Origin of the sequence: Streptomyces rugosispiralis (genome assembly GCF_024505145.1) — a bacterium.
GTDB classification, from domain to species: Bacteria; Actinomycetota; Actinomycetes; order Streptomycetales; family Streptomycetaceae; genus Streptomyces; species Streptomyces rugosispiralis.
In genome coordinates this window covers 173,114-196,497 of the sequence record NZ_JANIAA010000004.1, presented here as the reverse complement: position 1 = coordinate 196,497, position 23,384 = coordinate 173,114, and the positions used below count along the sequence as shown (strand labels likewise).

18 protein-coding genes are annotated in these 23,384 nt (G+C 72.5%); 7 read left to right on the top strand and 11 right to left on the bottom strand.

What is annotated here, in order from left to right; all coding sequences use genetic code 11:
• Window positions 1-55 precede the first annotated feature (55 nt).
• From NP777_RS09575 to NP777_RS09545, 7 genes are all read right to left on the bottom strand, one after another.
• Complete coding sequence (locus tag NP777_RS09575) at window positions 56-1,534, bottom strand: SDR family NAD(P)-dependent oxidoreductase (protein WP_256649663.1); 1,479 nt, start codon at window positions 1,532-1,534, stop codon at window positions 56-58.
• Between the two features lie 91 nt (window positions 1,535-1,625).
• Window positions 1,626-2,732, bottom strand: coding sequence for a pyrroloquinoline quinone biosynthesis protein PqqE (gene pqqE, locus NP777_RS09570; RefSeq protein WP_256649662.1), 1,107 nt, complete (start codon window positions 2,730-2,732; stop codon window positions 1,626-1,628).
• Window positions 2,729-3,013: a pyrroloquinoline quinone biosynthesis peptide chaperone PqqD gene (pqqD, locus tag NP777_RS09565; protein ID WP_256649661.1), complete on the bottom strand. Its 285-nt coding sequence runs from the start codon at window positions 3,011-3,013 to the stop codon at window positions 2,729-2,731. Before pqqD ends, pqqE begins: the two co-directional genes overlap by 4 nt.
• Window positions 3,010-3,789 (bottom strand): pyrroloquinoline-quinone synthase PqqC, encoded by a 780-nt coding sequence (pqqC, locus tag NP777_RS09560; protein ID WP_256649660.1) that lies wholly within the window; start codon window positions 3,787-3,789, stop codon window positions 3,010-3,012. Before pqqC ends, pqqD begins: the two co-directional genes overlap by 4 nt.
• Window positions 3,786-4,685, bottom strand: coding sequence for a pyrroloquinoline quinone biosynthesis protein PqqB (gene pqqB / locus NP777_RS09555; RefSeq protein ID WP_256649659.1), 900 nt, complete (start codon window positions 4,683-4,685; stop codon window positions 3,786-3,788). Before pqqB ends, pqqC begins: the two co-directional genes overlap by 4 nt.
• A gap of 10 nt (window positions 4,686-4,695) precedes the next feature.
• On the bottom strand, window positions 4,696-4,842 hold the full coding sequence (gene pqqA, locus NP777_RS09550) for a pyrroloquinoline quinone precursor peptide PqqA (protein ID WP_256649658.1): 147 nt from the start codon (window positions 4,840-4,842) through the stop codon (window positions 4,696-4,698).
• A 77-nt stretch (window positions 4,843-4,919) separates the two neighbouring features.
• Window positions 4,920-6,755: a discoidin domain-containing protein gene (locus tag NP777_RS09545; RefSeq protein ID WP_256649657.1), complete on the bottom strand. Its 1,836-nt coding sequence runs from the start codon at window positions 6,753-6,755 to the stop codon at window positions 4,920-4,922.
• A gap of 322 nt (window positions 6,756-7,077) precedes the next feature.
• Here NP777_RS09545 and NP777_RS09540 point away from each other — a divergent pair, with 322 nt between their 5' ends.
• A complete protein-coding gene (locus NP777_RS09540) occupies window positions 7,078-8,157 on the top strand; it encodes a PQQ-dependent sugar dehydrogenase (protein WP_256649656.1) in 1,080 nt (359 codons plus the stop codon).
• A gap of 55 nt (window positions 8,158-8,212) precedes the next feature.
• Here NP777_RS09540 and NP777_RS09535 read toward each other — a convergent pair whose 3' ends face one another.
• From NP777_RS09535 to NP777_RS09525, 3 genes are read right to left on the bottom strand one after another with little or no spacing between them, the layout of a single operon-like run.
• Window positions 8,213-9,358, bottom strand: a complete 1,146-nt coding sequence (locus NP777_RS09535) for a glycoside hydrolase family 88/105 protein (RefSeq protein WP_256649655.1) — start codon at window positions 9,356-9,358, stop codon at window positions 8,213-8,215.
• Window positions 9,359-9,385: 27 nt separating this feature from the next.
• Complete coding sequence (locus NP777_RS09530; RefSeq protein ID WP_256649654.1) at window positions 9,386-10,672, bottom strand: NAD(P)/FAD-dependent oxidoreductase; 1,287 nt, start codon at window positions 10,670-10,672, stop codon at window positions 9,386-9,388.
• Window positions 10,669-12,066: an MFS transporter gene (locus NP777_RS09525; protein WP_256649653.1), complete on the bottom strand. Its 1,398-nt coding sequence runs from the start codon at window positions 12,064-12,066 to the stop codon at window positions 10,669-10,671. Before NP777_RS09525 ends, NP777_RS09530 begins: the two co-directional genes overlap by 4 nt.
• A 169-nt stretch (window positions 12,067-12,235) precedes the next feature.
• On the opposite strand from NP777_RS09525, the gene NP777_RS09520 reads away from it, so the two are divergent.
• The 6 genes from NP777_RS09520 (at window position 12,236) to NP777_RS09495 (ending at window position 21,223) form a co-directional block, all read left to right on the top strand.
• Complete coding sequence (locus tag NP777_RS09520) at window positions 12,236-13,450, top strand: CdaR family transcriptional regulator (protein ID WP_256649652.1); 1,215 nt, start codon at window positions 12,236-12,238, stop codon at window positions 13,448-13,450.
• A gap of 390 nt (window positions 13,451-13,840) precedes the next feature.
• Window positions 13,841-15,199, top strand: coding sequence for a glutamine synthetase family protein (locus tag NP777_RS09515; protein WP_256649651.1), 1,359 nt, complete (start codon window positions 13,841-13,843; stop codon window positions 15,197-15,199).
• Between the two features lie 3 nt (window positions 15,200-15,202).
• Window positions 15,203-16,381, top strand: a complete 1,179-nt coding sequence (locus NP777_RS09510; protein WP_256649650.1) for an amidohydrolase family protein — start codon at window positions 15,203-15,205, stop codon at window positions 16,379-16,381.
• A 275-nt stretch (window positions 16,382-16,656) separates the two neighbouring features.
• The gene (locus tag NP777_RS09505) at window positions 16,657-17,448 is read left to right on the top strand and encodes an SDR family NAD(P)-dependent oxidoreductase (RefSeq protein ID WP_256649649.1); all 792 of its coding nucleotides are present in this window, start codon (window positions 16,657-16,659) and stop codon (window positions 17,446-17,448) included.
• Between the two features lie 220 nt (window positions 17,449-17,668).
• Entirely contained in the window at window positions 17,669-20,074 is a 2,406-nt protein-coding gene (locus tag NP777_RS09500; RefSeq protein WP_256649648.1) for a GH92 family glycosyl hydrolase, read from the top strand.
• A gap of 84 nt (window positions 20,075-20,158) precedes the next feature.
• On the top strand, window positions 20,159-21,223 hold the full coding sequence (locus NP777_RS09495; protein ID WP_256649647.1) for a zinc-dependent alcohol dehydrogenase family protein: 1,065 nt from the start codon (window positions 20,159-20,161) through the stop codon (window positions 21,221-21,223).
• A 56-nt stretch (window positions 21,224-21,279) separates the two neighbouring features.
• Here the strand turns inward: NP777_RS09495 and NP777_RS09490 are convergent, their stop codons facing one another.
• Window positions 21,280-23,364, bottom strand: coding sequence for a D-(-)-3-hydroxybutyrate oligomer hydrolase (locus tag NP777_RS09490; protein ID WP_256649646.1), 2,085 nt, complete (start codon window positions 23,362-23,364; stop codon window positions 21,280-21,282).
• Between the last annotated feature and the right edge of the window lie 20 nt (window positions 23,365-23,384).

Here is a 23,384-nt window from a genome sequence, read left to right as displayed (position 1 = left end):
CGTCACCAGGACGGCGGGGCGTAGTCCTTACCAGGGCGTCGTCACCAGGACGCCGTTACCAGGACGTCGGGGCGTAGTCCTTCAGGAAGCAGCCGAAGAGGTCCTCGCCGCCCTCGCCCCGGACGATCGGGTCGTAGACCCGCGCCGCGCCGTCCACCAGGTCGAGGGGGGCGTGGAAGCCCTCGGCCGCCAGCCGCATCTTGTCCGGGTGCGGGCGCTCATCGGTGATCCATCCGGTGTCGACGCTCGTCATCAGGATGGCGTCGGACTCGAACATCTCGCGTGCGCTGGTACGGGTCAGCATGTTCAGCGCGGCCTTGGCCATATTGGTGTGCGGATGGCCCGCGCCCTTGTAGCCCCGGCCGAACTTGCCCTCCATCGCGGACACGTTGACCACGTACTTCCGCCGGGCGGGCGAGGCGGCCATCGCCGGGCGCAACCGGCTCACCAGGATGAACGGCGCCGTCTCATTGCAGAGCTGGACCTCGAGCATCTCGACCGGGTCCACCTCGTTCACCCGCTGCACCCAGGTGTTGCTCGGATCCAGGTCGGGCACAAGACCGCCCGCGTCGATCGCGGTCCCGGCCTCGATCCGGGCCGGTGAGGCGGAGCCGCGGTAAAGGGCGAGGGCGGTGAGGTCCTGCGGGGTGAGGACGCCGTCCCGGGGCGTGCGGGGCGCCGGCAGGGCCGCCTGGGCGCCGCTGCCGAAGGCGCCGAGCACCACGGACTCGGGCAGCTCCCCGGCGGGGAGCGGCGCGGACTCGCCCGCTATCAGCTCCGCGTACGCCTGCGGGGTGCGGCGGACGGTCTGCGCGGCGTTGTTGATCAGTATGTCCAGCGGGCCCGCGGCGCTCACCGCGTCGGCCAGCCCGATCACCTGGGCGGGGTCGCGCAGGTCGATGCCGACGACCTTGAGCCGGTGCAGCCACTCCCCGCTGTCCGGCATGGCCTTGAAACGGCGGATGGCGTCGACCGGGAAGCGGGTGGTGATGGTGGTGTGGGCGCCGTCACGCAGCAGCCGCAGCGCGATATACATGCCGATCTTCGCCCGGCCGCCGGTGAGCAGCGCACGGCGCCCGGTGAGATCGGTGCGGGCGTCGCGGCGGGCCCGGTTCTCGGCGGCGCAGTCGCGGCACAGCTGGTGGTAGAAGGCGTCGACCTCGACATACCGGGTCTTGCAGACGTAGCAGGAGCGGGGGCGCTCCAGGATGCCCGCGATCTCGGTGGTGACGGAGCTGGTGAGCGCGCGGCCCAGCGTCTCGTCGTCGATCCGATCGGCGGCACCGGTAGCGGTGGCCTCGGTCACGGCCTTGTCGTTCGCGGTCTTCGCGGCCCGCCGCTCCTGGCGCCTGCGCTGCTTCACGCTGCGGTAGATCCCGGAGGTGGCCCGGCGGACCATGATCGCGTCGGGGTGGTCGACCGGCAGCCGGTCGAGTTCCGCGAGGACGCTCAGGCAGGTCGCCAGCCGCTCCGGGTCGATGCCCGGCCCCTCGGCCGGGGCACGCTCGGCCCGGCCTTCGTCAGTCACCGTCATCGCCGCTGCCGCTTTCTTGGTTCGCCTGTTCCCCTGGACAACGGCGAAACTTTACGGAAGCGGGGCCGTATGCGCCAAACCGCGCCCGGCCTCACCCTCCCGGCTTGCGGTACGCATAGCCGCCGGTCGGCGCCGGGTCGCCCGCTCCGCCCGGCCGCCCGGTGCCCGTGGTCAGCGCGCGGATCACCCCGTGGTCCGGGGAGAGCGCGCACGCCGGGTCGGTACGGGCGGCGTCGCCGGTCAGGGCGTACGCCTGGCAGCGGCAGCCGCCGAAGTCCGCCGCGCGGCGGGAGCAGGTGCGGCACGGTTCGCGCATCCACTCCTCGCCCCGGTAGCGGTTGAAGGCGCCCGAGTGGTCCCAGGCCCATTCCAGGGAGTGGTCGCGGACATTGGGCGGGTCCAGGTCCGGCAGGCTCGCGGCGGCGGGGCAGGGCAGCACGGTGCCGTCGGGCGCGACGGTCAGCGAGACCGCACCCCAGCCGCCCATGCAGGGCTTGGCCACGCCGTCGAAGTAGTCGGGCACGACCCACACCAGGTCGGTGGCGCCGCCCAGCCGGTCCCGCCACCGCTGGACCGTGTCCCGCGCCCGGTCGAGCTGGTCGCGGGTGGGCAGCAGGACGTCGCGGTTGCGCAGCGCCCAGCCGTAGAACTGGGTGTTGGCCAGCTCGATCCGGTCGGCGCCCCAGTCCAGGCCGCGCTGGATGACGGCGTCGAGCGCGTCGAGGTTGTCGCGGTGCAGGACGACATTGATCCCGAGCGGCAGTCCGGCCGCGCGCACCAGGGCGGCGGCCCGTTCCTTGGCGGCGTACGAGCGGTGTCCGGCGATGCGGTCGGAGGCGGCCGGGTCGGCGTGTTGCAGGGACAGCTGGACACTGCGCAGCCCGGCGGCGGTCAGCGTGGTCAGCCGGGCGCCGTCCAGGCCCACCCCGCTGGTGACGAGCTGGGTGTAGATCCCGGCGGACTCGGCGGCGGTGACGATCTCCGCGAGATCGCCGCGCAACAGCGGCTCCCCGCCGGAGAGGTGGGTGTGCACCACGCCCAACTCCCCGGCCTGGCGCATCACCTCCGTCCACTCGGCGGTGGACAGCTCACGCGCGCGGCGGACCAGCTCCAGCGGGTTGGAGCAGTAGGGGCAGTGCAGCGGGCAGCCGTGGGTGAGCTCGGCGAGCAGGGCCCAGGGGCGGGGCGCGGCGGTCATCGGACCCAGCCCTGGGTACGCATCCGGTCGAGGAAGGCGGGCACGTCCTCGGCGACGGGCGCGCCGGGGAAGCGGCTCCGAAGTTCCGCCACGATGGTGTCGAGGTCGCGGTCGCCGTCGCACAGCCCAAGGATCTTCGCGGCGCTGCCACGCAGCACCACCACCCGCTCGGGCAGCACCAGCAGATCGGCGTCCCGCACCCGGTCGTGGCGCAGGCTCACGGCGGGGGACAGCGCGGGCCGCCATCCGGCCGGGGCGGGTCCGGGGCCGGGGCCGGTCATGTGGCCTCTCCCGGGCCGTCCTTGAGGTCGGTCCCCGGGCCGTCCTTGAGGTCGGTCCCCGGGCCGTCGTCGATGCCGGTCCCCGGGCCGTCCTTGGTGTCGGCGTGGTCGACCGCGTCCAGCAGCGACCACAGCACATCGCATTTGAAGGCGAGCGCCGCCACCGCGCGGTCCTCGTCCGCGGGGCTCCGCGCCCAGGTCAGGACCAGGTCGAGCGCCTCGGTGCTGTCCCGGCGCCCCTGGTCGACCCGGTTGCGGAAGTAGACCAGGCCCTCGCGCTCGATCCAGGGGTAGTACCGCTCGAAGGCGTCGATCCGGGTGAGCATGATGCCGGGCGCGGACAGCTCGGTGAGCGAGGCGGCGACGGCTTCCAGCGGGTCGCGCAGCCGGCAGAAGTTGACATAGCCGTCGACCGCGAGCCGCACCCCGGGCACCACCTCCGCACCCGACAGCAGCCGGTCCCGGTCCAGCCCCGCGGCCTCGCCGAGCCGCAGCCACCGCTCGATACCGCCCTCGCCGTCGGTGGCGCCGTCGTGGTCCTGGATGCGCCGCAGCCACATCCGGCGCAGCCGTGAGGTGTCGAGCTTGGCGGTGATCAGCGCGTCCTTGACGGGGATGTGGCGCTGGTAGTGGAAGCGGTTGAGGATCCAGCGGCGCAGTTCGGCGGGGGTGAGCTCGCCCGCGTGCATCCGTACGTTGAACGGGTGGCGGTCGTGGTAGCGCTCCTGCGCGACCGCGCGCAACCGCTCCTCGAGCCGTGTCCGTGGGGTGCTCACAGGTCGATCACCATCCCGTCGGCGGCCACCTCGACGCCCAGCTTCCGCAGGCCCGAATGCTGGGGCGCGGCCGGGTCGTTGAGGGGGTTGGTGTTGTTGAGGTGGGTGTACAGGGTGCGTGCTCCGAGCGCGGCCAGCCGGTGCGCCGTGCCGTCCGGTCCTTCGATCGGCAGATGGCCCATGGCGGTGGCGGTACGCGAGCCGAAGCCGCTGGTGAGGGGCTCGTCATCGGACCAGAAGGTGCCGTCGACGATCACGCAGTCGGCCTCTTCGGCGGCGCGCCGGAAGGCGTCGGGCCAGGCGGCGAGCGCGGGGGCGTAGAGCAGGGAGCGGCCGGTGGCGAGGTCGGTCAGCCGCAGGGCGACCACCCAGGCGCCGTCGTCCGGGGCGTCGAGTCCGGCCGCGTAGCGGGGGCGTTTGGCGGAGACGGGGACGGCGCCGACGGCGAGGGGCGAGCCTTCGGTGAGCGGCCGGTCCACGGGGCCGAGGGGCCGCCAGTCCAGCCGGGTATAGGGGGTGAGGATCTCGCCCAGGTGGAGCCCGGTCAGCAGGGCGTGCCGCACCGGGGCGGTGGCCACGATCTCGATGCCGGCCGCCTCGCGCAGCCGGGCGATGCCGAGGGTGTGGTCGAGTTCGGCGTCGGTGAGGATCACCCCGGCCAGCGGGGTCCGGCGCGGTTCGGGCCCGGGGTGCAGTTCGGGGCAGTCCTCGACCTGGTCGCCGAGGTCGGGGGTGGCGTTGACCAGATACCAGCGGCCTTCGTCGGCCTGGACGGCGAGCGAGGCATGGCGGCGGCGCCATCCCGGGTGGGCGCGTGCCCCGGAGCATCCGGGGCACGCGCAGTTCCACTGGGGTACGCCGCCACCCGCCGCGGTGCCGAGCACGCGCACGCGCATGGCGGGGAGCTCAGCGGGCGTTCAGCGAGTAGGCGGTGACCTCCAGCGCGGTCTCCACGACCACGTAGTCCGGCGTCTGCCAGGCGGTCTCGCCGGCCTCCGTACGGGTGGTGCGGTCCGCCGCCTCGGGCGCCGTGTGCGGTGTGGTGTCGTTCATGGCTTCGACCTGCCTTCCATCTGGGTGGGGGATGAATCAGGTGGAGGATGGATCAACGGGACGGGGCGGACGGGCCGTCAGCGGGCGGCCCGGATCCGCGGTGCCCCGCCGTCGGTGGTGATGCGGCCGCTCCCGGGGTAGGCGGATCCGACGCGCACCTCGTCCAGCAGCAGCTTGCGATAGCGCTTGGTGTCGGTGGCCGCGGCCCAGGTGCTGTTCACCGTGAGCCGGACATAGCGCTTGGTGGTGGCGGGGATGTCGATGAACCGCACACCGCGGGCGCTGGGCAGCGTTCCGGAGGCCACCGGGCTGCCCCAGTCGCGTCCGTTGTCGGAGACGTGCACCTGGTAGTCGCGGATGCGGGCGGACTGTTCGGTGTCGGAGCGGGCGTAGGAGACCGACCACTCCCGCTGGTTCACGGCCAGATAGCGGATGCTCTTGGCGGACCGCAGATCGAGGGTGACCGAGGCGGGCAGGGTGGTGTTGTTGTCCCAGTACGTCTGCGGATCCCCGTCGAGCACGGCGGAGGCGGGGTGGCCGCTCGCGGAGACACTGGCGCTCGCGGTGAGGGAACCGGGCGGAACGATGCCCTGGCGGCCGTCGGTGCGGACGGCGAGGACGGTGTCGTACGGATCCCAGTCGGTGATGCCGGAGATGGTGATCCGGCCGTCGCCCTGGCGGAAGTCGAGCTTCTTCCCGGTCCGGTAGTCGGTGACACCGGTCGCCTTGTAGCCGTTGTCCCGCACGGTCAGCGTGGAGCCCGAGGGCCGGGTGAGGACGTGCACGAAGTGGCGGTCGGGGTCGGCCGTGCTCACCGTGGTCACCCCGTGGGCGCCGTCGTTCCAGGCGCCGGGCTGGAGCCCGCCGTAGGAGTAGCCACCGCCCTCGGTGCCGCCCAGCGATCCCCAGATCTTGTCGAGATAGGTCTTGGCGTAGTTGTTGAACGCTTCCTGTTTGCCGGGGAAGCGCCCGTTCACCTGGGCGGTCTCGGCCATGAGGGATTTGACGGAGGATCCGGAGTTACTGATCAGCCGGCCGAGGGTGAGCCCCTGGTCCACCGCCGAGTCGGTGCCGCTGTACCACCAGGCCCCGCTGCTGGGCAGTTTGAAGCAGGCCTCGGTGAGCCGGGGCTGCGGGGTCCAGATGGCCTGGGGGTAGTCATAGGCCGGGGTCATTCCGGTCTTCTGCTCATTGCTGACCGTGTCCATGATCGGCGTGTCTTCGTTGTTGTTGCTCAGCAGCCAGTCGGGACGGTCGGCGCGGATCTTCTCGTAGAGCCCGTGGTCGATCCAGTAGTCGTTGTCGTTGTCGATCCAGAACCCGGACAGCTCGGGGTACTTCCGCATCACTTCCACGAAGTTGTCGTAGGAGTACTCGCCGAAGCCGTCGCGCGTGGTCAGGTCGACGTCATGGCCCTTGTGGGCCGAGTAGGCCGCCGAGTCGAGCCATTCGTGGCCGCCCTCGGCGTGCCACTGCGGATCGTCGGTCATGTAGAGCATGACCTTCAGCCCCTGGGCCTTCGCCGCGTCGATCAGCTCGCCGAGGAAGTCCCGCTTGGTGGAGCAGCTTCCGGGGATGGCGGACGGCCAGGCCCGCGCATAGCCCAGACGGCTGTGGAAGGAGGCGAGCACCAGGTATGAAGCGTGCAGCTTCTTGGCCTCCGCCACCCAGTAGCCGGCGTCCCAGCCGCCGTCGGTGACCGCCTTCTCCCAGGCGGAGCAGCTGGTGTAGCCGGGCGAGGTGCGCATGCCCCAGTGCAGGAAGAGCCCCGCCTGGGACTGGCGCAGCCACTGCTGCCGGGGGTTGGTGACCTCGGCCCGCGCCGGGGTGGGACCAGTGAGGGCGAGGGTGACGACGGCCGACAGCACGGCGGCCAGCCAGGCGCCGAGTCGGCGGCGCGATCTGTGGCCCATGAGGGCTCCTTCTCCGAGCTGTGAATGCCGATGGAGGGATGGAGCGTGGTGATGTTCCGTTCTGTTGCAGGGTTACCAGCTGTCCGGGCGCGGTCAAGAAGCATGCACCAAAAAGGTCATCCGATCTCTGACGGGTCGACAGCCTAGGACGGGCGAAACCGCCCACGTGGCCAAGTTCCTGGCCCATACCAATCCTTGACGCCTCAAGAGACACCTCCTACCTTCCGCGATGCACAAGCTCCTCCCGTCGAATCTGTTGACGCATTAGGAAACCTTCTTTACGGTTCCCCGCATGTGAACGGGGATCAGACAGGAGAACGCGATGAAGAGGTACCGGAACACCGCCGCCCTGGCGGCCGCCACCGCACTCGCCGCCGGACTGCTGATCGGGACCGCCGGCACCGGAACCGCCGCCCCCGGGCGGGCCGATTCGGCTCCCTCGGACATCAAGACCGTCTCGTCCGGCTGGAGCATCCCCTGGGGGCTCAGCTGGCTGCCCGACGGCTCGGCGCTGATCACCGAGCGCGATTCGTATCGGCTGTACAAGCTCACCCAGTCGGGCACCAGGACGCAGGTCGGCACGGTGCCCAATGTGGTGACCACGGACGGTGAGGGCGGGCTGCTGGGCATCGCGGTCTCCCCGAACTGGAGCACCGACCACGCCATCTACCTGATGCACACCGCGTCCGACGGCAACCGCATCGCCCGGATGACCTACGACGGCTCCTCGCTCGGCGGCTACAAGGCGATCGTCACCGGCATCAAGAAGAACAAGTACCACAACGGCGGACGCCTCAAGTTCGGCCCGGACGGGTATCTCTACGCCACCACCGGGGAGGCGCAGACACCCGATCTCGCCCAGGACAAGAACTCCCTCAACGGGAAGATCCTGCGGATGACCACGGACGGCAAACCCGCCCCGGGCAATCCGTTCGGCACGCTCGTCTACTCCTACGGCCACCGCAATCCGCAGGGCATCACCTGGGACCCGCAGGGCCGGCTGTGGGAGGCCGAGTTCGGCAACAGCAAGTACGACGAGCTCAACCTCATCGAGCCGGGCAAGAACTACGGCTGGCCGATCTGCGAGGGCGAGTGCTCCACCTCGGGGATGACCAGCCCCAAGCGCCAGTGGCCGACCGGCGACGCCTCGCCCAGCGGGGTCACCTACGCCGACGGCGCGATGTACCTGGCGGCGCTGCGCGGTGAGCGGCTGTGGCGGATCCCGGTGGACGGCACGAACGCGGGTACGCCGAAGGCGTACTACACCAACTCCTACGGGCGGCTGCGCACCGTGGAGACCGTGCCGGGCAAGAACACGCTGTGGCTGTCCACGACGAACGCGGACAACAACGGCGGGGAGCCGGACGGCGCGGACAAGGTGTTCCAGGTCGAGCTGAAGTAGCGGCTCCGCGGGTGCGTACGGTCGCGGTCCGCCGGACCGCGACCGTACGCCCGGGTCAGTGCGCGAGCCGCTCGTTCATCAGCAGGAAGGCGCCCAGACCGTGGAGGTCGTTCGTATTGCGCTTGCGGCCGAGGTAGTAGGCCAGGTCCCCGACGTTGGTGCCCTCGCTGATGTCGGTGATGTTCGTCAGCCCGTCGGAGCCGACCGACACCTTCTCGAGCACGCCCTGATAGCCCCTGCGGGCCGCCGAGGCGTAGCCGCCGCCCTTGATCCAGCCGTGTTCCAGGGCGGCGTGCAGCATCAGGGTGTACATGCTGGAGGCGGAGGTCTCGGTCCAGTTGCCGGGGTCGCTCGCCTTGTCGACGACCTGGAACCAGCGGCCGGTGGCCGCGTCCTGGTAGCGCGTGAAGCCCTTCGCCAAGTGCCGTACGTTACCGAGCAGTTCGGCGCGGCGCGGATGGTTCGCGGGGAGCAGCTCCAGCACCTCGACATGGGTCATCGCGGTCCAGCCGATGGCCCGTGCCCAGAAGTGGGCGGAGGTGCCGGTGGTGGGGTCGGGCTTCCAGGGGGCGTCGCCGTCGGCGTCATACGCGTGGTAGATCAGCCCGTTGGCCGCCTTGAGGTGGCGGAAGTACGTCGAGAGGTTCCTGGTGACCTCCTCGTACGCGAACGTCTCGTCGCCGTAGGCGATGCCGTAGCGCAGCAGGAAGGGCTGGGCCATGAAGACACCGTCGCCCCACAGCTCATTGGTCTTGCCGGTGGCGTGCCACATCCCGCCGTCCGCGGTGCGCGGATAGGTGGTGATGCGGGCCCGGATCTGGTCGGCGGCGGTCCGATAGCGCGGATCGCCGGTCTCCTGGTGGAGGATCAGCAGCAGATTGCCGGACTGCATCGCGTCCAGGTTGTCGAAGCTCCGGCTCATATGGCCGTCGGCGTCGACGAAGTTGTCCACCCACCCCTTGATGTACGCCAGGTACGAGGCCTCCTTGACCCGCTGGTAGACGCGGTAGGCGCCCAGCAGGAAGAGCCCTTGGGTGTAGCCCCAGCCCCCGAGGGTCTTGGGGTCCGGTTTGCGGGCGATGGTGGAGTCCACCACCGCCCGGGACCAGTCGGCGGGCGCCGCGCCGGCGCCCGCCGTGGGGAGGAGAAGGCCGCCGGTGATGCCCAGTGTGCTCGTGAGCAGGGTTCTGCGACTGACCACTGCAAGCTCCTTGGGTGTCAGGGCGCTTCAACGAGCGCCATGTACACGCCAAGAGTACCGACGAACACTCCGTACCGGGGCGAAAGTGGAGGAAAGCCCTGGATCCGCCGTCCCCGTCAGCAGTCCGGCCACCAGCCGGCCGGTGGCGGGCGCGAGCATCAGCCCGAGCATGTTGTGGCCGGTGGCCAGCAGCACCCGGGGGTGACCCGGCACCGGGCCGATCAGCGGCAGCCCATCGGGGGTCATGGGCCGCGGCCCCACCCACTCCTCCTGGCGGTCGTCCCAGTCGGCGTGGCGCAGATACGGGCGCGCGGCGGCCACGATGGCCTCGATGCGCCGCTGCCGGAACCGGTCGGCGTCGCGCTCGAACTCCATCGTCCCGGCGACCCGGACCCGCTTCCCCATCGGCGTGAGCACCACCTTGGCCGCGCCGAGGTGGACCAGGCGGGAGGGCGGCGGTTCGGCCGCCACCGAGAAGCTGTAGCCCTTGCCCGCCACCAGATCGATGTCCTTGCCGAGCCCCCGCACCAGCTCCCGCGAGCCGATGCCCGCGGCGATGACCACCGCATCGGCGCGGAAGGTGCCCGCCGAGGTCCGGACCTCGGTCCCGCCGGAGCGGTCCACGATGGATGACACCCGCGCCCCCTCGACCAGCTCCACCCCGTCGCTCCGCAGCCGCTCGGCGAGCCGGTCCACGAAGAGCGAGGGGTCCAGGGACCACTGACGCTCCACCACGAACCCCGCCCGCGCGCCCTCGGTGAGCGAGGGCTCCGCCTCCGCGAGGCGGGCCCCCTCCAGCACACCGCCGGGCGCGACGGGCGCGTCCAGCCGGCGGAAGGCGGCGAGCGCCTCGGCGGCGTACTCGCGGGAGGGGAAGGCGAACAGGAAGCCGTCCTTGTGCGCCGCCCCGTCCACCCCGGCCGCCTCCAGCTCCTCGAAGAGCCCGAAGGTGCCCCTCGCGAGCGCGCCGAGGGCGGCGGCCCCCCGCGCGTAGTGGCGCGAGGTGGCCCGCATCCCGAACCGGACCAGGAACCGCAGCAGTTCGGCACCGGCCGGGGGGTGGATCGCCAGCGCGCTGTCCTGGCGGCGCAGTCCGCGCAGCGCCGTACCGATGACACCGGGCGCGGCCAGCGGTTCGACCAGGTCGGGGCAGACCTCCCCGGCGTTGCCGCGGGACGCGCCGCTGCCCAGCCGGTCGCGTTCGAGGACGGTGACCCGCAGCCCGGCGCCACTGAGGTAGTGGGCGCAGGCCAGGCCGACGACTCCGCCACCGACGATCGTGACCGTGGCGGACGGGGTGTCCGGAAAGGTCATGAGTGCTCCTTCACCGCGGGGGACGGTGTGGTCGAGGAGGTGTCACGGCGAGCACGCGACCACCCGCGCGGGCCGTGGTCGGTATCCGCCGCGCTGGCGTCGGCGAGGGTGAGCCCGCTGGTCTCCGGGGCGAGGATGTACGACGTTCCCCAGCCGACGGCGCAGATCACCGCGCCGAGGAGCATGGCCAGCCGGGTGCTGTGGTCGAGGACAACGGGCGCTCCCCAGGTGCCGATGGCGGCGCCGACCCGGCTGATGCCGGTGGCGAACCCGTTGGCGGTGGCCCGGACCCCGGTCGGGAACAGCTCGGAGGGGTAGATGGCCTGGAGGCACTGGCTGGAGAAGCACGCCACCCCGAAGGCCGCGAAGAGGACGACCACGACGGCCGGTGAGGGGTGGGCGAAGGCGGCCAGGCCGAGCAGGGGGATCGCGGAGAGGCCGAAGCTCCACAGGAGCAGGGTGCGCCGCCCCTTGTTGATGACCAGGATCCCGGAGAGCGAGCCGAGCACGAAGAAGATCTGCACCACGACCGAGCCGAGGTAGGAGTCGTCGCCGTCGGCCAGTCCGAAGGAGGACAGGATGGTGGGTTCGTAGGTGGTGATGGCGTAGATCGGCAGCAGCTGACAGGCCCAGAAGACGCTGACGAAAACGGTCCGCTTCAGATAGGCGCCGCGGAAGATGTCGCCGTAGCGGGTCCGCGAGGCGGTGTCGGCCTCCAGGTCGTCCAGGCTCGCGGCCGGGCCGAGCATCTGCTTCAGCACGGCCTCCGCTTCCTTGCCGCGGCCCTTGCTGAGCAGCCAGCGCGGGGACTCGGGGGTGCCGAAGCGCAGCAGGAGGATGAGGACGGCGGGTATCGCGCTGCTCGCGAGCATCCAGCGCCAGTCGTCGTGGCCGGAGGACAGCATCGCCCAGCCGACGACGTACGCGACGGCGGCGCCGACCGACCACATGGTGACCATGATGACCAGCAGCGGTCCCCGGGAGTTCCGCGGCGCGAACTCGGAGGCGATGGTGCCCGCGATCGCGAAGTCGGCGCCGATGGCGATGCCCATGAGGAAGCGCAACACGGTGAGCTGCCAGGGATCGGTGACGAAGAACTGGGCCGCGGAGAGCAGGATGAAGGCGGCGATGTCGAAGAGATAGACCTTCTGCCGCCCGACCCGGTCGGTGACATGGCCGAAGACCAGGCCACCGGCGAACATGCCGACCAGGGAGGCGGAGCCGACCACTCCGGCGTCGAAGGAGTCGAGGTGGTAATCGGCGGTGAGGAGCGGAAGCGCGACGCCGATGATGCTGAGGATGTAGCCGTCGCAGAACTCGCCGCCGCCGGCGTACAGGGTGATCAACCAATGAGTGCGGGTGGGACGGGACTTCTCCAGGGATGCTGTGCTCATGGCCGTCTCCTGGGAGGAGGGCTCCTGGGGAGGAGGGGACGGGTGGCCGGGCGGTGCGGGGCGCCCGGTGGTGTTGACGGAAGACGGTAGGCAGCGACGAGCCCCTGGTCATCGTTCGAAGCGTATGAAGACATCGACCTGAGAGCGAGTGGATCTGTACGATCCGCCCATGGACCACCTTGGCGGCCCGCTCGGCGGCCCTCCCGTACTGACGCCGGAGCTGGCGCAGGAGATCGCCCGCGACATCGGGCGGATCACCGGTTTCAATGTGCTGATCACCGATCCCGGGGCGGTCGTCATCGGCTGTGGCGACCTCACGCGCGTCGGCACCGTCCACGAGGCGTCCCTGGAGGTGGTGCGCACCGGGCGCCCCGCCACCCACAGCGCCGAGCAGGCGGGCCTGATGCGGGGGGTACGGCCCGGGATGAGCCTGCCGATCACCGTCGGGGAGGAGGTGATCGGCACCGTCTGTCTGACCGGGGTGCCCGAGGAGGTGCACCGCTTCGGCCTGGTGGTGCGGCGGCAGACCGAGATCCTGCTGGAGGAGGCGGCGCTGCTGCGCTCGCGGATGCTCCACGAGCGGGCGGTCGACGACTTCGTCCGGGACATCGCGCTCTACGACCCCGAGGTGGTCGGCCCGGAGGCGGTGGCCGCCCGCGCGGTCGAGCTGGGGCTCTCGCCCGCGGTGGCCCGGAGCGCGGTGCTGCTGGAGGTGCGCTCGGCGGGCGCCCCGCACCGGGCGGACGAGGGCCCCGCGGCGGTGTCCCGGCTGACGGTGCTGCGGACGGTGCGGGAGGTGTTCCGCGACCGCCAGGACGTGGCGGGCGAGCAGACCGCGGGGCGGTACGCGGTGCTGGCCGCCGCGCATGAGGGGCGCACGGCCCCGGAGCGGCTTCCCGAACGATGCGAGCACCTGCTGGCGCTGCTCGCGGAGCGCCATGGCCTGGACGGCCGGATGGCCGTCGGCGAGCCGGGGGCCGGGGCGGCCGGGATGCACGACTCCTATCGCGACGCGGCGACGGCGCTGCGCACCGGACCTGCGGTCTTCCCCGGTGAGCGGGTCTTCATCGCCTCGGAGCTGCGGGTGCCGCAGCTCCTGGGCTCGATACCGCCGCACGACCGGACCCGGTTCACCGAGGCGGTGCTGGGGCGGCTGCGCGAGCAGCCGGACTGGCCGACGTTGCGGGAGACGCTGATCGGCTGGGCGGAGGGCGGCCTGTCGCTGGTCCGGGTCGCGGAGCGGCTGCACATCCACCGGAACACCCTGCTGTACCGGCTGGAGAAGATCGGGAAGCTGTCGGGCCGCCGGGTGCGCGAGCCCGGCCAGGCGATCGAGATGTATCTCGCCTCCCTCGCCGACATCCTCCAGGAGGGGGCCAGGTGACGTAGGCGGTCTGCGCCGCGTGGCCGAAACCGGGCGCCTCGGCGGACTAGGGGGCTTCTGATGGATCTTCGTGGGGGAAGGAGCGGCGTCAGGGGGCGCCTCCCAGCGGTAGCTGGGGGAGCGTGCTCTCGGCGTGCCGGCCGGATCCCCTCGTACTGGGCGTACTTGGGCTTCCGGCCGGTGCGGCGAGAGGGCGTGCCGGGCGTCGCGACGCCGCGGAGATCCATCAGAAGCCCCCTAGCCCACCCCCTCGACGCCCCGGCCACTCGTGTCAACCTCCGACCGGCATAAGCCACCGTCACACCCCGTATGCGATCGGGACAATGCGTCACCACAAGACCGTCCGCAGGCAATAGTCTCGGCGTACAGGACGTGGCTGAGGAGGTGCCCATGGCGACCGGGGATCGCGAGCAGGCATACGCACGGGCTCGGCAGGAGGCCGAGCGGCTCATCGCGAACGGCATCCGGGCCATCGCGCTGACCTGGGTGGACAACGCGGGTCTTACCCGGGTGAAGTCCGTGCCCACCGCGCGGCTGCCGCATGCCGCGCGGCGCGGGGTCGGGATGTCCCCCGTCTTCGACGTCTATCTCGTGGACGACTCCATGACCACCAGCCGCCATGTCGGCGGCCCGGACGGGGATCTGCGGCTCTTCCCCGACCTGGACCGGCTCACCCCGCTGGCCGCGCAGCCCGGCTGGGCCTGGGCCCCGGTCGACCGGTACGACCAGCGGGGCCGCGCGCACCCCGTCTGCCAGCGGCTGTTCGCCCGGCGGATGGCCGAGCGGGCGCGGGAGCGGGGGCTGACCGTGCGCATGGGGTTCGAGACCGAATGGGTCGTCACCACCGGCGACCCGGACCAGGACCCGCCGCGGTACCCCACCGCGGGCCCCGCCTACGGCATGGCGCGAGTGGTCGACCTCGCCGATTACCTCGCCGATCTGCTGGGCGCGCTGGACGCGCAGCGGGCCGAGGTGCACCAGCTCCATCCCGAGTACTCCCCCGGGCAGTTCGAGGTGTCCCTGGCGCCCGCCGATCCGGTCGGCGCCGCCGATCTGGCCGTACTGGTACGGGAGACGATCCGGGCGTGCTCCGGGCGGGCCGGGCTCAACCCGATGTTCGGCCCGGTGGTGGACCCGGGCGGGGTCGGCAACGGCGCCCACCTCCATCTGAGCCTGTGGCAGGGGGACCGCAACCTGTGCCGGGACGGCGACGGGCCCGACGGCATGACCGCGACCGCCGAGGCGTTCCTCGCCGGGGTGCTGCGCGAACTGCCCGCGCTGCTCGCCATCGGCGCCCCCTCCCCCGCGAGCTACCTCCGGCTCGAACCCTCCCGCTGGGCCGGCGCGTACCAGTGCTGGGGCCTGGAGAACCGGGAGGCCGCGGTGCGCTTCATCACCGGCGCGCCGGACGACCCGGGCGCCGCCAACGCCGAGGTCAAGTCCTTCGACCCGGCGGCCAACCCCTACCTGGTGGCGGGCGCGGTCATCGCCGCGGGCCTCGGCGGGATGGACTCCGGGCTCTCCCTGCCCCCACCCGTCTCCGGGGACCCGGCCGTCGAGGGGCGCGAGCGGCGGCTGCCCACCTCGCTGCTGACGGCGCTGGAGCACTTCGAGGACTCGACCGTGCTGCGCGAGGCGCTGGGCGAACCGCTCTTCGAGTCCATCGCCGCGGTGCGCCGGGCCGAGTCCGCCCTGTTCGAGAAGTCGTCCCCGCGCGAGATCGCCATCGCGACCCGGAGGCGGTACTGACCGATGGCGGCCGCCGAACAGACGGATCCGACCGAGCCGCCGCTGCCGCCCCTGGTGGACCACCACTGCCATGGGGTGGCCCGCTCCGAGCTGGGCTCGGCCGAATTCGAGGCGTTCCTGACCGAATCCGACGCGCCCGCCGCGCTCGGCACCACCTTCTTCGACAGCCAGCTGGGGTTCGCGGTGCGCCGCTGGTGTCCACCGCTGCTGGACCTCGAACCGCACTGCCCGCCCGCCCCCTACCTCGCCCGGCGGCGCGAGCTGGGCGCGCGGGAGGTGAACCGGCGGCTGCTGGGCGCCGCCGGGATCAGCGAGTTCCTGGTGGACACCGGGCTGCCGGGCAATCTGACCACCCCGCAGGAGCTGGCCCTCGCGGCGGGCGGTACCGCCCATGAGATCGTCCGTCTTGAGCAGCTGGCGGAGCGGATCGCCGACACCTCGCTGACCGCCGACGACTTCCTGGCCGGGGTGGCGGACGGGATCCGGGAGGCGGCCCGTACGGCGACCGGTTTCAAGTCGGTGGCCGCCTACCGCTACGGCCTGGACTTCGAGCCCGATCCGCCGGGCCCCGGCGCCGTCCACACCGCCGCCGAGCAGTGGCTGGCCCGGCGCGCCCAGGGCGGCACCGCCGCCGCCCGGGTCACCGACCCCGTGCTGCTGCGCCATCTGCTGTGGTCGGCGGCGTACACCGGGCTGCCGCTGCAACTGCACACCGGGTTCGGCGATCCCGATCTGCGGCTGGACCGCTGCGATCCGCTCGCCCTCACCGACTTCATCCGCGCCGTGCGCCCCACGGGCTGCACGCTGATCCTGCTGCACGGCTATCCGTATCACCGCGGCGCGGCCTATCTGGCCGCCGTCTTCCCACATGTGTACGCGGATGTGGGGCTGGCCCTGTCGCACACCGGGGCGCGGGCCGGGGCGGTGCTCGCCGAGATGCTGGAGCTCGCCCCGTTCGGCAAGGTGCTCTTCTCGACCGACGCCTACGGGCTGCCCGAACTGTATGTGGTGGGGGCGCGGCTCTTCCGGGAGGCGCTGACCGGGCTGCTGACCCACTGGGTGGCGGAGGGCGCCTGGGCCCGCCGCGACGCCCGCCGGGTGGCCGCGCTGCTGGGCGCGGACAACGCCCGCCGCGTCTACGGCCTGGGCACCCCGGCTCCCCGCGAGGCTCAAGGAGCCTGACGCCTGCGACGGGCCGCTCCCCGCCCCTTCCACAACTGGGGCTCCGACCCAGACCCCGCTCCTCAAACTCCCCCAGCTACCGCTGGGAGGTGCCCCCTGGAGGGGCTGATGTCAGCCCGTCCGGCCATTGAGGACACGTCCGAAGGGCGTCCGGGGTCCAGGGGCGAAGCCCCTGCCACGGCCGCCGACACGTACGGGCGGGGCCCATGCCGAGCGCGGAGCGCATACGCAGTACCGTGCCCGGAACGTACTCGACCGTAACCGGAGGAGATCGCATGCGGATCGCCGGCACGACCGTCCTGCTCACCGGGGCCACCGGCGGCATCGGCCAGACGCTGGCCCGCGCGTTCGCGGCCAAGGGCGCCAATCTGCTGCTCACCGGGCGCCGTGAGGAGGTGCTGCGGCCGCTGGCCGAGCGGCTGGGCGGCCGGGGGATCGTCGCCGATCTGGCCGAACGGTCCGATGTGGAGCGGCTCGTCGAGGAGGCCGCGGACGCCCGGATCGTCATCGCCAATGCAGCGCTGCCCTCCAGCGGCCCGGTCCTGGACTACCGGCCCGAGGAGCTGGACCGTGCCCTCGATGTCAATCTGCGTGCGCCGATCCTGCTGTCCCGGCTGATGGCGCCGCGCATGGTGGAGGCGGGCTCCGGCCATCTGGTGATGATCGGCTCGCTGTCGGGCCGTACGGCCTCCCCCGGCGCGGCGCTCTACAACGCGGCCAAGTTCGGGCTGCGCGGCTTCGCCCTCGGGCTGCGGCAGGACCTGCACGGCACGGGGGTCGGGGTCTCGCTGGTGCAGCCCGGATTCGTGGGCGACGCCGGGATGTTCGCCGACGCGGGCACGTCCCTGCCCACCGGGGTCCGCACGATCTCCTCCCGGCGGGTGGCGGCCGCGACCATCCGGGCGATCGAGCGGAACCGGGCCGAGGTGAACGTGGCCCCGCTGGAGCTGCGCCTGGGCAGCGCCATCGGTGGGCTGTTCCCGAGCATCGCCGAGCGGGCCCAGCGGGGCGCGGGCGCCGGCGAGACGTCCCGTCAGCTCGCCGACGGGCAGCGCGAGAAGCGATAGCGCCTCCCGCGCCCACGGACGGACGCCACGGCCCTGTGCGCGGGCGCCGGCACCGGCCCGGCTCGGCCCGGCCCGGCCCGGTCCGGCGCGTCAATGACCCGCCCGCGCACGGGTCATTGACGGACCCAGTCATTGACGGACCGGGTCATTGACACCGCCCAGCCCCCGTGCCAGAGTTTCGCGACCCTGTAGACAACGTTGTCAGACGGAGGTGCGTCCCATGCGGTCGCTGATCGGTGGAATCCGTGCGCGCACTGCGGGCACGGTCGCGGGCGTGATGGCGGCGGCGCTGCTGGGCGGCGGTCTGCTGGGACCGCCGGGCGCGGCGGCCGCCCCCTCGGCCGCGCCCCCTCCTGCCGACCCCACCTCGCTGGTCCATCCGTTCGTGGGCACCGAGAACTTCGGCAACACCTTCCCCGGGGCGAGCGCCCCGTTCGGCATGGTCCAGGTCAGCCCGGACACCGGCGGCCAGGGCGGCTACGACTACGACCAGAACGCCATCCACGGCTTCAGCCAGACCCATCTGTCCGGGGTCGGCTGCGGGGTGGCGGGCGAGTTGCCCATCATGCCGACGACCGGCGCGGTCGACGACGTCGACCCGGACCACTACCGCTCCACCTACAGCCATGACGACGAGGAGGCCACCCCGGGCTACTACCGGGTGGGCCTGAAGTCCTACGGCATCGACGCCGAGCTGACCGCCACCCAGCGCACCGGCTGGCAGCGCTACACCTTCCCGGCCACCGGCGCCGCCAATGTGCTGTTCAACACCGGCAAGGCCAACCAGAAGGTCTTCGGCTCCGAGATCCGCGTGGTCGGCGACCGGACCGTCGAGGGCCGGGTGGAGGCCGGGAACTTCTGCGCCGGGAAGGACCGGCACACCGTCTACTTCACCGCCACCTTCGACCGCCCCTTCGCCTCCTACGGCACCTGGCGCGGCACCACCCCCGCCCCCGGCTCCCGCGAGGCGGCGGGCGAGGGCGGTAACGGCGCCTGGGCCACCTTCGACGCGACCAAGGACCGGGATGTCGTGGTCAAGGTCGGGCTGTCGTACACCGGTCCCGAGGGCGCGGGTAAGAACCTCACGGCGGAGACCGGGGACTCCTACGACTTCGACGCCACCCGCGCCGCGCTGCACGACACCTGGCGGAAGAAGCTCGACGCGATCCGGGTCGGCGGCGGCACCGAGGAGCGGCAGCGCGCCTTCTACACCGCGCTGTACCACGCCCAGCTGCATCCCAATGTGGCGGGCGACGTGGACGGCCGCTACACCGGTTTCGACGGCGCGACCCACACCGCCGCCGGCTACACCCCGTACCAGAACTTCTCGCTGTGGGACACCTACCGGCCGCAGAACCAGTTCCTGGAGATGGTGGAGCCGGGGGTGGCCCGCGATGTCGCGCTGTCGGTGGTCGCCATCGGCCGGGACGGCGGCTGGCTGCCGCGCTGGGCGCTGGCCAACAGCGAGACCAACATCATGACGGGTGATCCGGTGACCCCGTTCCTCGTTGAGGCGTGGTCCAAGGGCCTGCTGGCCGGGCACGAGGACGAGGCGTACGCGCTGCTGAAGAAGAACGCCACCAGCACCCCGCCCGCCGACTCGCCCTACAACGGCCGTTCCGGCGTGGACTATTACCGCGAGCTGGGCTACGTCCCCTCGGGGCTGAAGCTGGGCACCGACTGCGCCGACAAGGGCGGCGACAACGACTGCGTCCACCCGGCCTCGGCCACCCTGGAGTACTCGGCCGCGGACGCCGCGCTCGCCCTGATGGCGCGCGGGCTCGGACACCGCGCCGACGCCCGGATGTTCGCCGAGCGCGGCCAGACGTACCGCACGCTGTGGGACGCCTCGATCGGGCAGTTCCGGCCGCGCACGGCCGACGGCGCGTGGGTGACCCCGTACGACCCGGTGGAGGCGGGCCGGCAGTTCCACGAGGGCGGCGCCTACCAGTACCAGTGGCTGGTGCCGCAGGACCCGGCCGGGCTCGTGGGGCTGATGGGCGGCAGGAGCGCGACCGAGAAGCGGCTCGACGACTTCTTCGCCTACGGCAAGCTGCTCACCGACCCCGCGGGCACCGCCCGTGAGGACTGGATCTCCGCTCCGTACGACTACTACGGCAAGCCCACCTACAACCCCAACAACGAGCCCGATCTGCACGCCCCGTACATGTATCTGTGGGCGGGCGCGCCCGCGAAGGCGGCGACCGTGGTGCGGGCGGCGATGACCCTGTTCACCACCGGGCCGGACGGGATGACCGGCAATGACGACCTCGGCACCATGTCGGCCTGGTACGTCTTCTCCTCACTGGGCCTGTACCCGACGATGAGCGGCGGGGACTTCCTCGCCCTCTCCAGCCCGCAGTTCTCCTCGGCCGTGGTCCGTATCGGGCACTACGGCACCCGGCAGGGCGGCACGCTCACGGTCACCGCGCCGGGCGCGAGCGACGCCAAGCGGTATGTCCGGAGTGTCTCGCTGAACGGCCGGAACGTGGCGCGGACTTGGCTGGACTGGGACCAGGTGGCCCACGGCGGAAAGCTGGCCCACCGGCTGTCCACCGAGCCGTCGTCCTGGGGCACCGGCCGGGGCGCGGAGCCGCCGTCGGTGGGCGCCACCCGCAAGGGCTGATACCGGCCGGTTGTGGTGTAGGTTCTATGGCCCGCCTGGACCCACGGGCCATGGGGGATGTGGTCGAGCGAGGGAGCGGTGTCCATGCGTGCTGTGGTGTTCGACGAGTTCGGGCGCCGGCCCGAGGTCCGGAGCGTCGAGGACCCCGCTCCCTCCCCGCGCGGCGCGGTGATCCGCGTCGAGGCCACCGGGCTGTGCCGCAGCGACTGGCACGGCTGGATGGGGCACGACCCGGACATCCGGCTGCCGCACGTCCCCGGCCATGAGCTGGCGGGGGTGGTGGAGGAGGTCGGCCCCGACGTCCTCAACTGGCGCCCGGGGCAGCGGGTCACCGTGCCGTTCGTCTGCGCCTGCGGGCGCTGTGCCGCCTGTGCGGAGGGCGCCCAGCAGGTGTGCGAGCGGCAGACGCAGCCCGGTTTCACCCACTGGGGCTCGTTCGCCGAGTACGTGGCGATCGAGAACGCGGACGTGAACCTGGTCGGGATACGCAACGAGCTGTCGTTCACCACCGCCGCCGGTCTGGGCTGCCGCTTCGCGACCGCCTTCCGCGCCGTCGTCGCCCAGGGCCGGGTGGCGCCTGGCGAGTGGGTCGCGGTGCACGGCTGCGGCGGGGTGGGCCTCTCCGCGGTGATGATCGCCGCCGCGGCCGGGGCCCGGGTGGTGGCGGTGGACATCTCGCCGCAGGCGCTCGCCCTCGCGGCCCGGTTCGGCGCGGCGGTGTGCGTGGACGTGGCGTCCACCCTGGGCTCGGTGGCGGAGGCGGTCGCGGACGCGACGGGCGGCGGCGCCCATGTCTCGCTCGACGCGCTGGGCTCCCCGCGGACCTGCGCGGCGTCCATCAAGAGCCTGCGCCGCCACGGCCGCCATGTCCAGGTCGGGCTGCTGCCCCCGGCCGCCGGAACCCCGATGATCCCGATGGACCGGGTCATCGCGCTGGAGCTGCAATTGCTGGGCAGCCATGGCATGGCCGCCCATGACTACGGCCCGATGATGGAGATGGTCGAGGCCGGTTCGCTGCGGCCGGATCTGCTGGTCACCGATGTGATCGGGCTGGACGCGGTCCCGGAGGCGCTGTCCACGATGGCCTCCGGGGGCCGGGGCGGGGTCACGGTCATCGAACCGCACCGCCCGCCCCTGGCCGGGGACTGACCACACGCCCCCGCGCCCCCGCCGCGGGCCCGCGCGACGACCCGTGGAAGATCCGGTCAGGGCACCCACACCGTCCCGCCGGTCACCCGGATGCGGTCCCCGGCCGCCGGATCGGAGGCGATGTGCGGGACGTTGGCCCGGGTCAGCTCGGGGGCGTGCCCCGGCTCACCGCCGCGTGGCACCGTGCGCACGACCTGGCTGGGCGGTAGCTCGGCCCGCCCCCACAGCCGCTCCCCCATCAGGTCCAGCGCCTGCTGGTAGTAGTAGCCGAGCGGTACATACCGGTTGTCGAACCCGGCCGCCTGGGAATCGCTGTGGTGGGCGTGGGTGACCTCGACATAGCTGACGGTGCCCGGCCCGCCCCGAGCTCGGGAGTTGAGCCCGAGGTACGGGCGTGAGCTGTGGTTGACCGGCACCCTGGTGTCATCGCGGCCCTGCACGATCAGCGCGGGCTTGCCGTGCAGATCGCCGTCGCGCCGGGTCTCGTCCAGCCCCTCGGCGAGCCGTGCCGCCCAGTCCCGCTCGGCGCGCGGCGCCCCGGTCCGGGGGAAGGCGAGCCGGTAGACGCAAGCCTCTCCCCGCAGGTTGTAGTCGTGCTCGCCGCCGGGTCCGACGGAGTGGGTGTCGGCCACGGGTCCGCCGGGCGAGTTCTCGTCGATCAGCGCGCCCGGGGCGGGCGCCCGGCCGGAGCTGGTGCCGAAGGCGCCGGCCAGTTCCGCCCGGCGGTACGGCACCGGGGTGCCGGAGGAGTCGGTGCGGGCCCAGCCGTAGCCGCACAGCGCGTCGTCGACCGAGGCGCGGGCGAAGCTCATCGCATAGGAGGCGGGGGTCTGCGGATCGTAGTGCGAGACCTGAAGATACCCCGACTGGGGCTGGAATCCGGCGCGTACCAGGGCGTCCTGGGCGAGGCGCGGCAGCCCGTCCGGGCCCGCCCGCTCGGCGTCCCGGCGCGGGATCAGCCGCGGGTCGTCGCCGACGAGGGCGGCGCAGCGGCGCCGCGCGGCGGACACGTCCACGCCCGCGTAGCCGGGCGCGGTGGGCTCGGCGAGCGCGGCACACGGCTGGAGGAGTGAGGCCAGCGCGTTGTACCGGATCAGGGGCAATCCGGCGGCGGGTACCGCCCGCCCGCCCTGACGGACCCGGATCCCGTCCAGGGGGGCGAGGTTCAGCTGCGGTTCGGAGGCCACGACCGCGTCGATGAGCCCGGTGCGGTCGGCCTCGCCCGCGGCGACGGCCGCGCCGCCGCCGTTGGAGACCCCGGTGGCCAGGACCGTGGTGGAGGCGGGGGTGTAGCCCGCCGGGGGCGCCCCGTCGCGCCAGTCGCGGTTCAGCACGGCGAGGGCGAGCCGGATCGAGCGCAGCACATCGCGTCCCCAGGTGGCCTGCGGATTCGCCCCTGAGTGGGCCATCTTGTAGGCGACGCGGTACGGGTGCGCCGCGTCGAAGCGGGCGCGCTCGGCGTCGCTCAGCCCGGCGTCGAAGGCGGTACGGCCGCGAAGTTCCGCGCGTGGACCGGTGGTTCCGTCGTAGGCCATGACGGTGCCCGAGTGAAGGTCGTCGAAGGCCGGGCCCATCCCCTTGTCGGTGTAGGCGACCGCGCAGCGGTGGTGCAGACCCCAGGCCCCGGCCGTGCCGACCATGCTGTAGACGCCGCCGAGCCCGGTCGCGGGCGCGGCGACGACGCACGGCCGGTCGCGGTCGATGTCGTCCGGGACCTGGACGACGAAACTCACGCTGTGGGCGCCGGTGCCCGCCACGGCCCGGTACTCGACACCCGCGACCTTGCCGTCACCGGGCACCGGTCGGCCCCGGTCGACATCGGGCCCGTACAGCCGCCCGAGACCGCCGCCGGAGCCCGCGGACAGCCCGGCCGAACCCCAGATGGCCTGGCGGCGCAGCTCGGCGGCGGTGGGCCGGTCGGGGTCGGCGGCCCGCGGCATCGGCCCGCGCAGCCCGGTGAAGCCGAGTCCGGCGGTGAGCAGATCGTCGCTCCTCCCGTCGTAGCGCCGCGCCGTCAACTCGCCGGCGAAGGAGGGGAGGGCGGACGGCGCGGGGCCGGCGGCGTGTGCGAGCGGGGTGGCGAGGGCCGTGGTGAGGGCGATGGCCAGGGGCAGGGCGGACAGCCGGGGTGCGGACGGCATGGACGGGTCCTCACTGATCG

What these genes read in the sequence shown, in the direction of transcription:
- NP777_RS09530 (WP_256649654.1), bottom strand. Translation starts at nt 10,672, where the DNA reads ATGACCTTTCCGGACACCCCGTCCGCCACGGTCACGATCGTCGGTGGC.
- NP777_RS09510 (WP_256649650.1), top strand. Translation starts at nt 15,203, where the DNA reads ATGGCGGCCGCCGAACAGACGGATCCGACCGAGCCGCCGCTGCCGCCC.
- pqqD (WP_256649661.1), bottom strand. Translation starts at nt 3,013, where the DNA reads ATGACCGGCCCCGGCCCCGGACCCGCCCCGGCCGGATGGCGGCCCGCG.
- pqqA (WP_256649658.1), bottom strand. Translation starts at nt 4,842, where the DNA reads ATGAACGACACCACACCGCACACGGCGCCCGAGGCGGCGGACCGCACC.
- pqqB (WP_256649659.1), bottom strand. Translation starts at nt 4,685, where the DNA reads ATGCGCGTGCGCGTGCTCGGCACCGCGGCGGGTGGCGGCGTACCCCAG.
- NP777_RS09525 (WP_256649653.1), bottom strand. Translation starts at nt 12,066, where the DNA reads ATGAGCACAGCATCCCTGGAGAAGTCCCGTCCCACCCGCACTCATTGG.
- NP777_RS09515 (WP_256649651.1), top strand. Translation starts at nt 13,841, where the DNA reads ATGGCGACCGGGGATCGCGAGCAGGCATACGCACGGGCTCGGCAGGAG.
- NP777_RS09540 (WP_256649656.1), top strand. Translation starts at nt 7,078, where the DNA reads ATGAAGAGGTACCGGAACACCGCCGCCCTGGCGGCCGCCACCGCACTC.
- NP777_RS09490 (WP_256649646.1), bottom strand. Translation starts at nt 23,364, where the DNA reads ATGCCGTCCGCACCCCGGCTGTCCGCCCTGCCCCTGGCCATCGCCCTC.
- NP777_RS09520 (WP_256649652.1), top strand. Translation starts at nt 12,236, where the DNA reads ATGGACCACCTTGGCGGCCCGCTCGGCGGCCCTCCCGTACTGACGCCG.
- NP777_RS09575 (WP_256649663.1), bottom strand. Translation starts at nt 1,534, where the DNA reads ATGACGGTGACTGACGAAGGCCGGGCCGAGCGTGCCCCGGCCGAGGGG.
- NP777_RS09545 (WP_256649657.1), bottom strand. Translation starts at nt 6,755, where the DNA reads ATGGGCCACAGATCGCGCCGCCGACTCGGCGCCTGGCTGGCCGCCGTG.
- NP777_RS09505 (WP_256649649.1), top strand. Translation starts at nt 16,657, where the DNA reads ATGCGGATCGCCGGCACGACCGTCCTGCTCACCGGGGCCACCGGCGGC.
- pqqE (WP_256649662.1), bottom strand. Translation starts at nt 2,732, where the DNA reads ATGACCGCCGCGCCCCGCCCCTGGGCCCTGCTCGCCGAGCTCACCCAC.
- NP777_RS09495 (WP_256649647.1), top strand. Translation starts at nt 20,159, where the DNA reads ATGCGTGCTGTGGTGTTCGACGAGTTCGGGCGCCGGCCCGAGGTCCGG.
- NP777_RS09500 (WP_256649648.1), top strand. Translation starts at nt 17,669, where the DNA reads ATGCGGTCGCTGATCGGTGGAATCCGTGCGCGCACTGCGGGCACGGTC.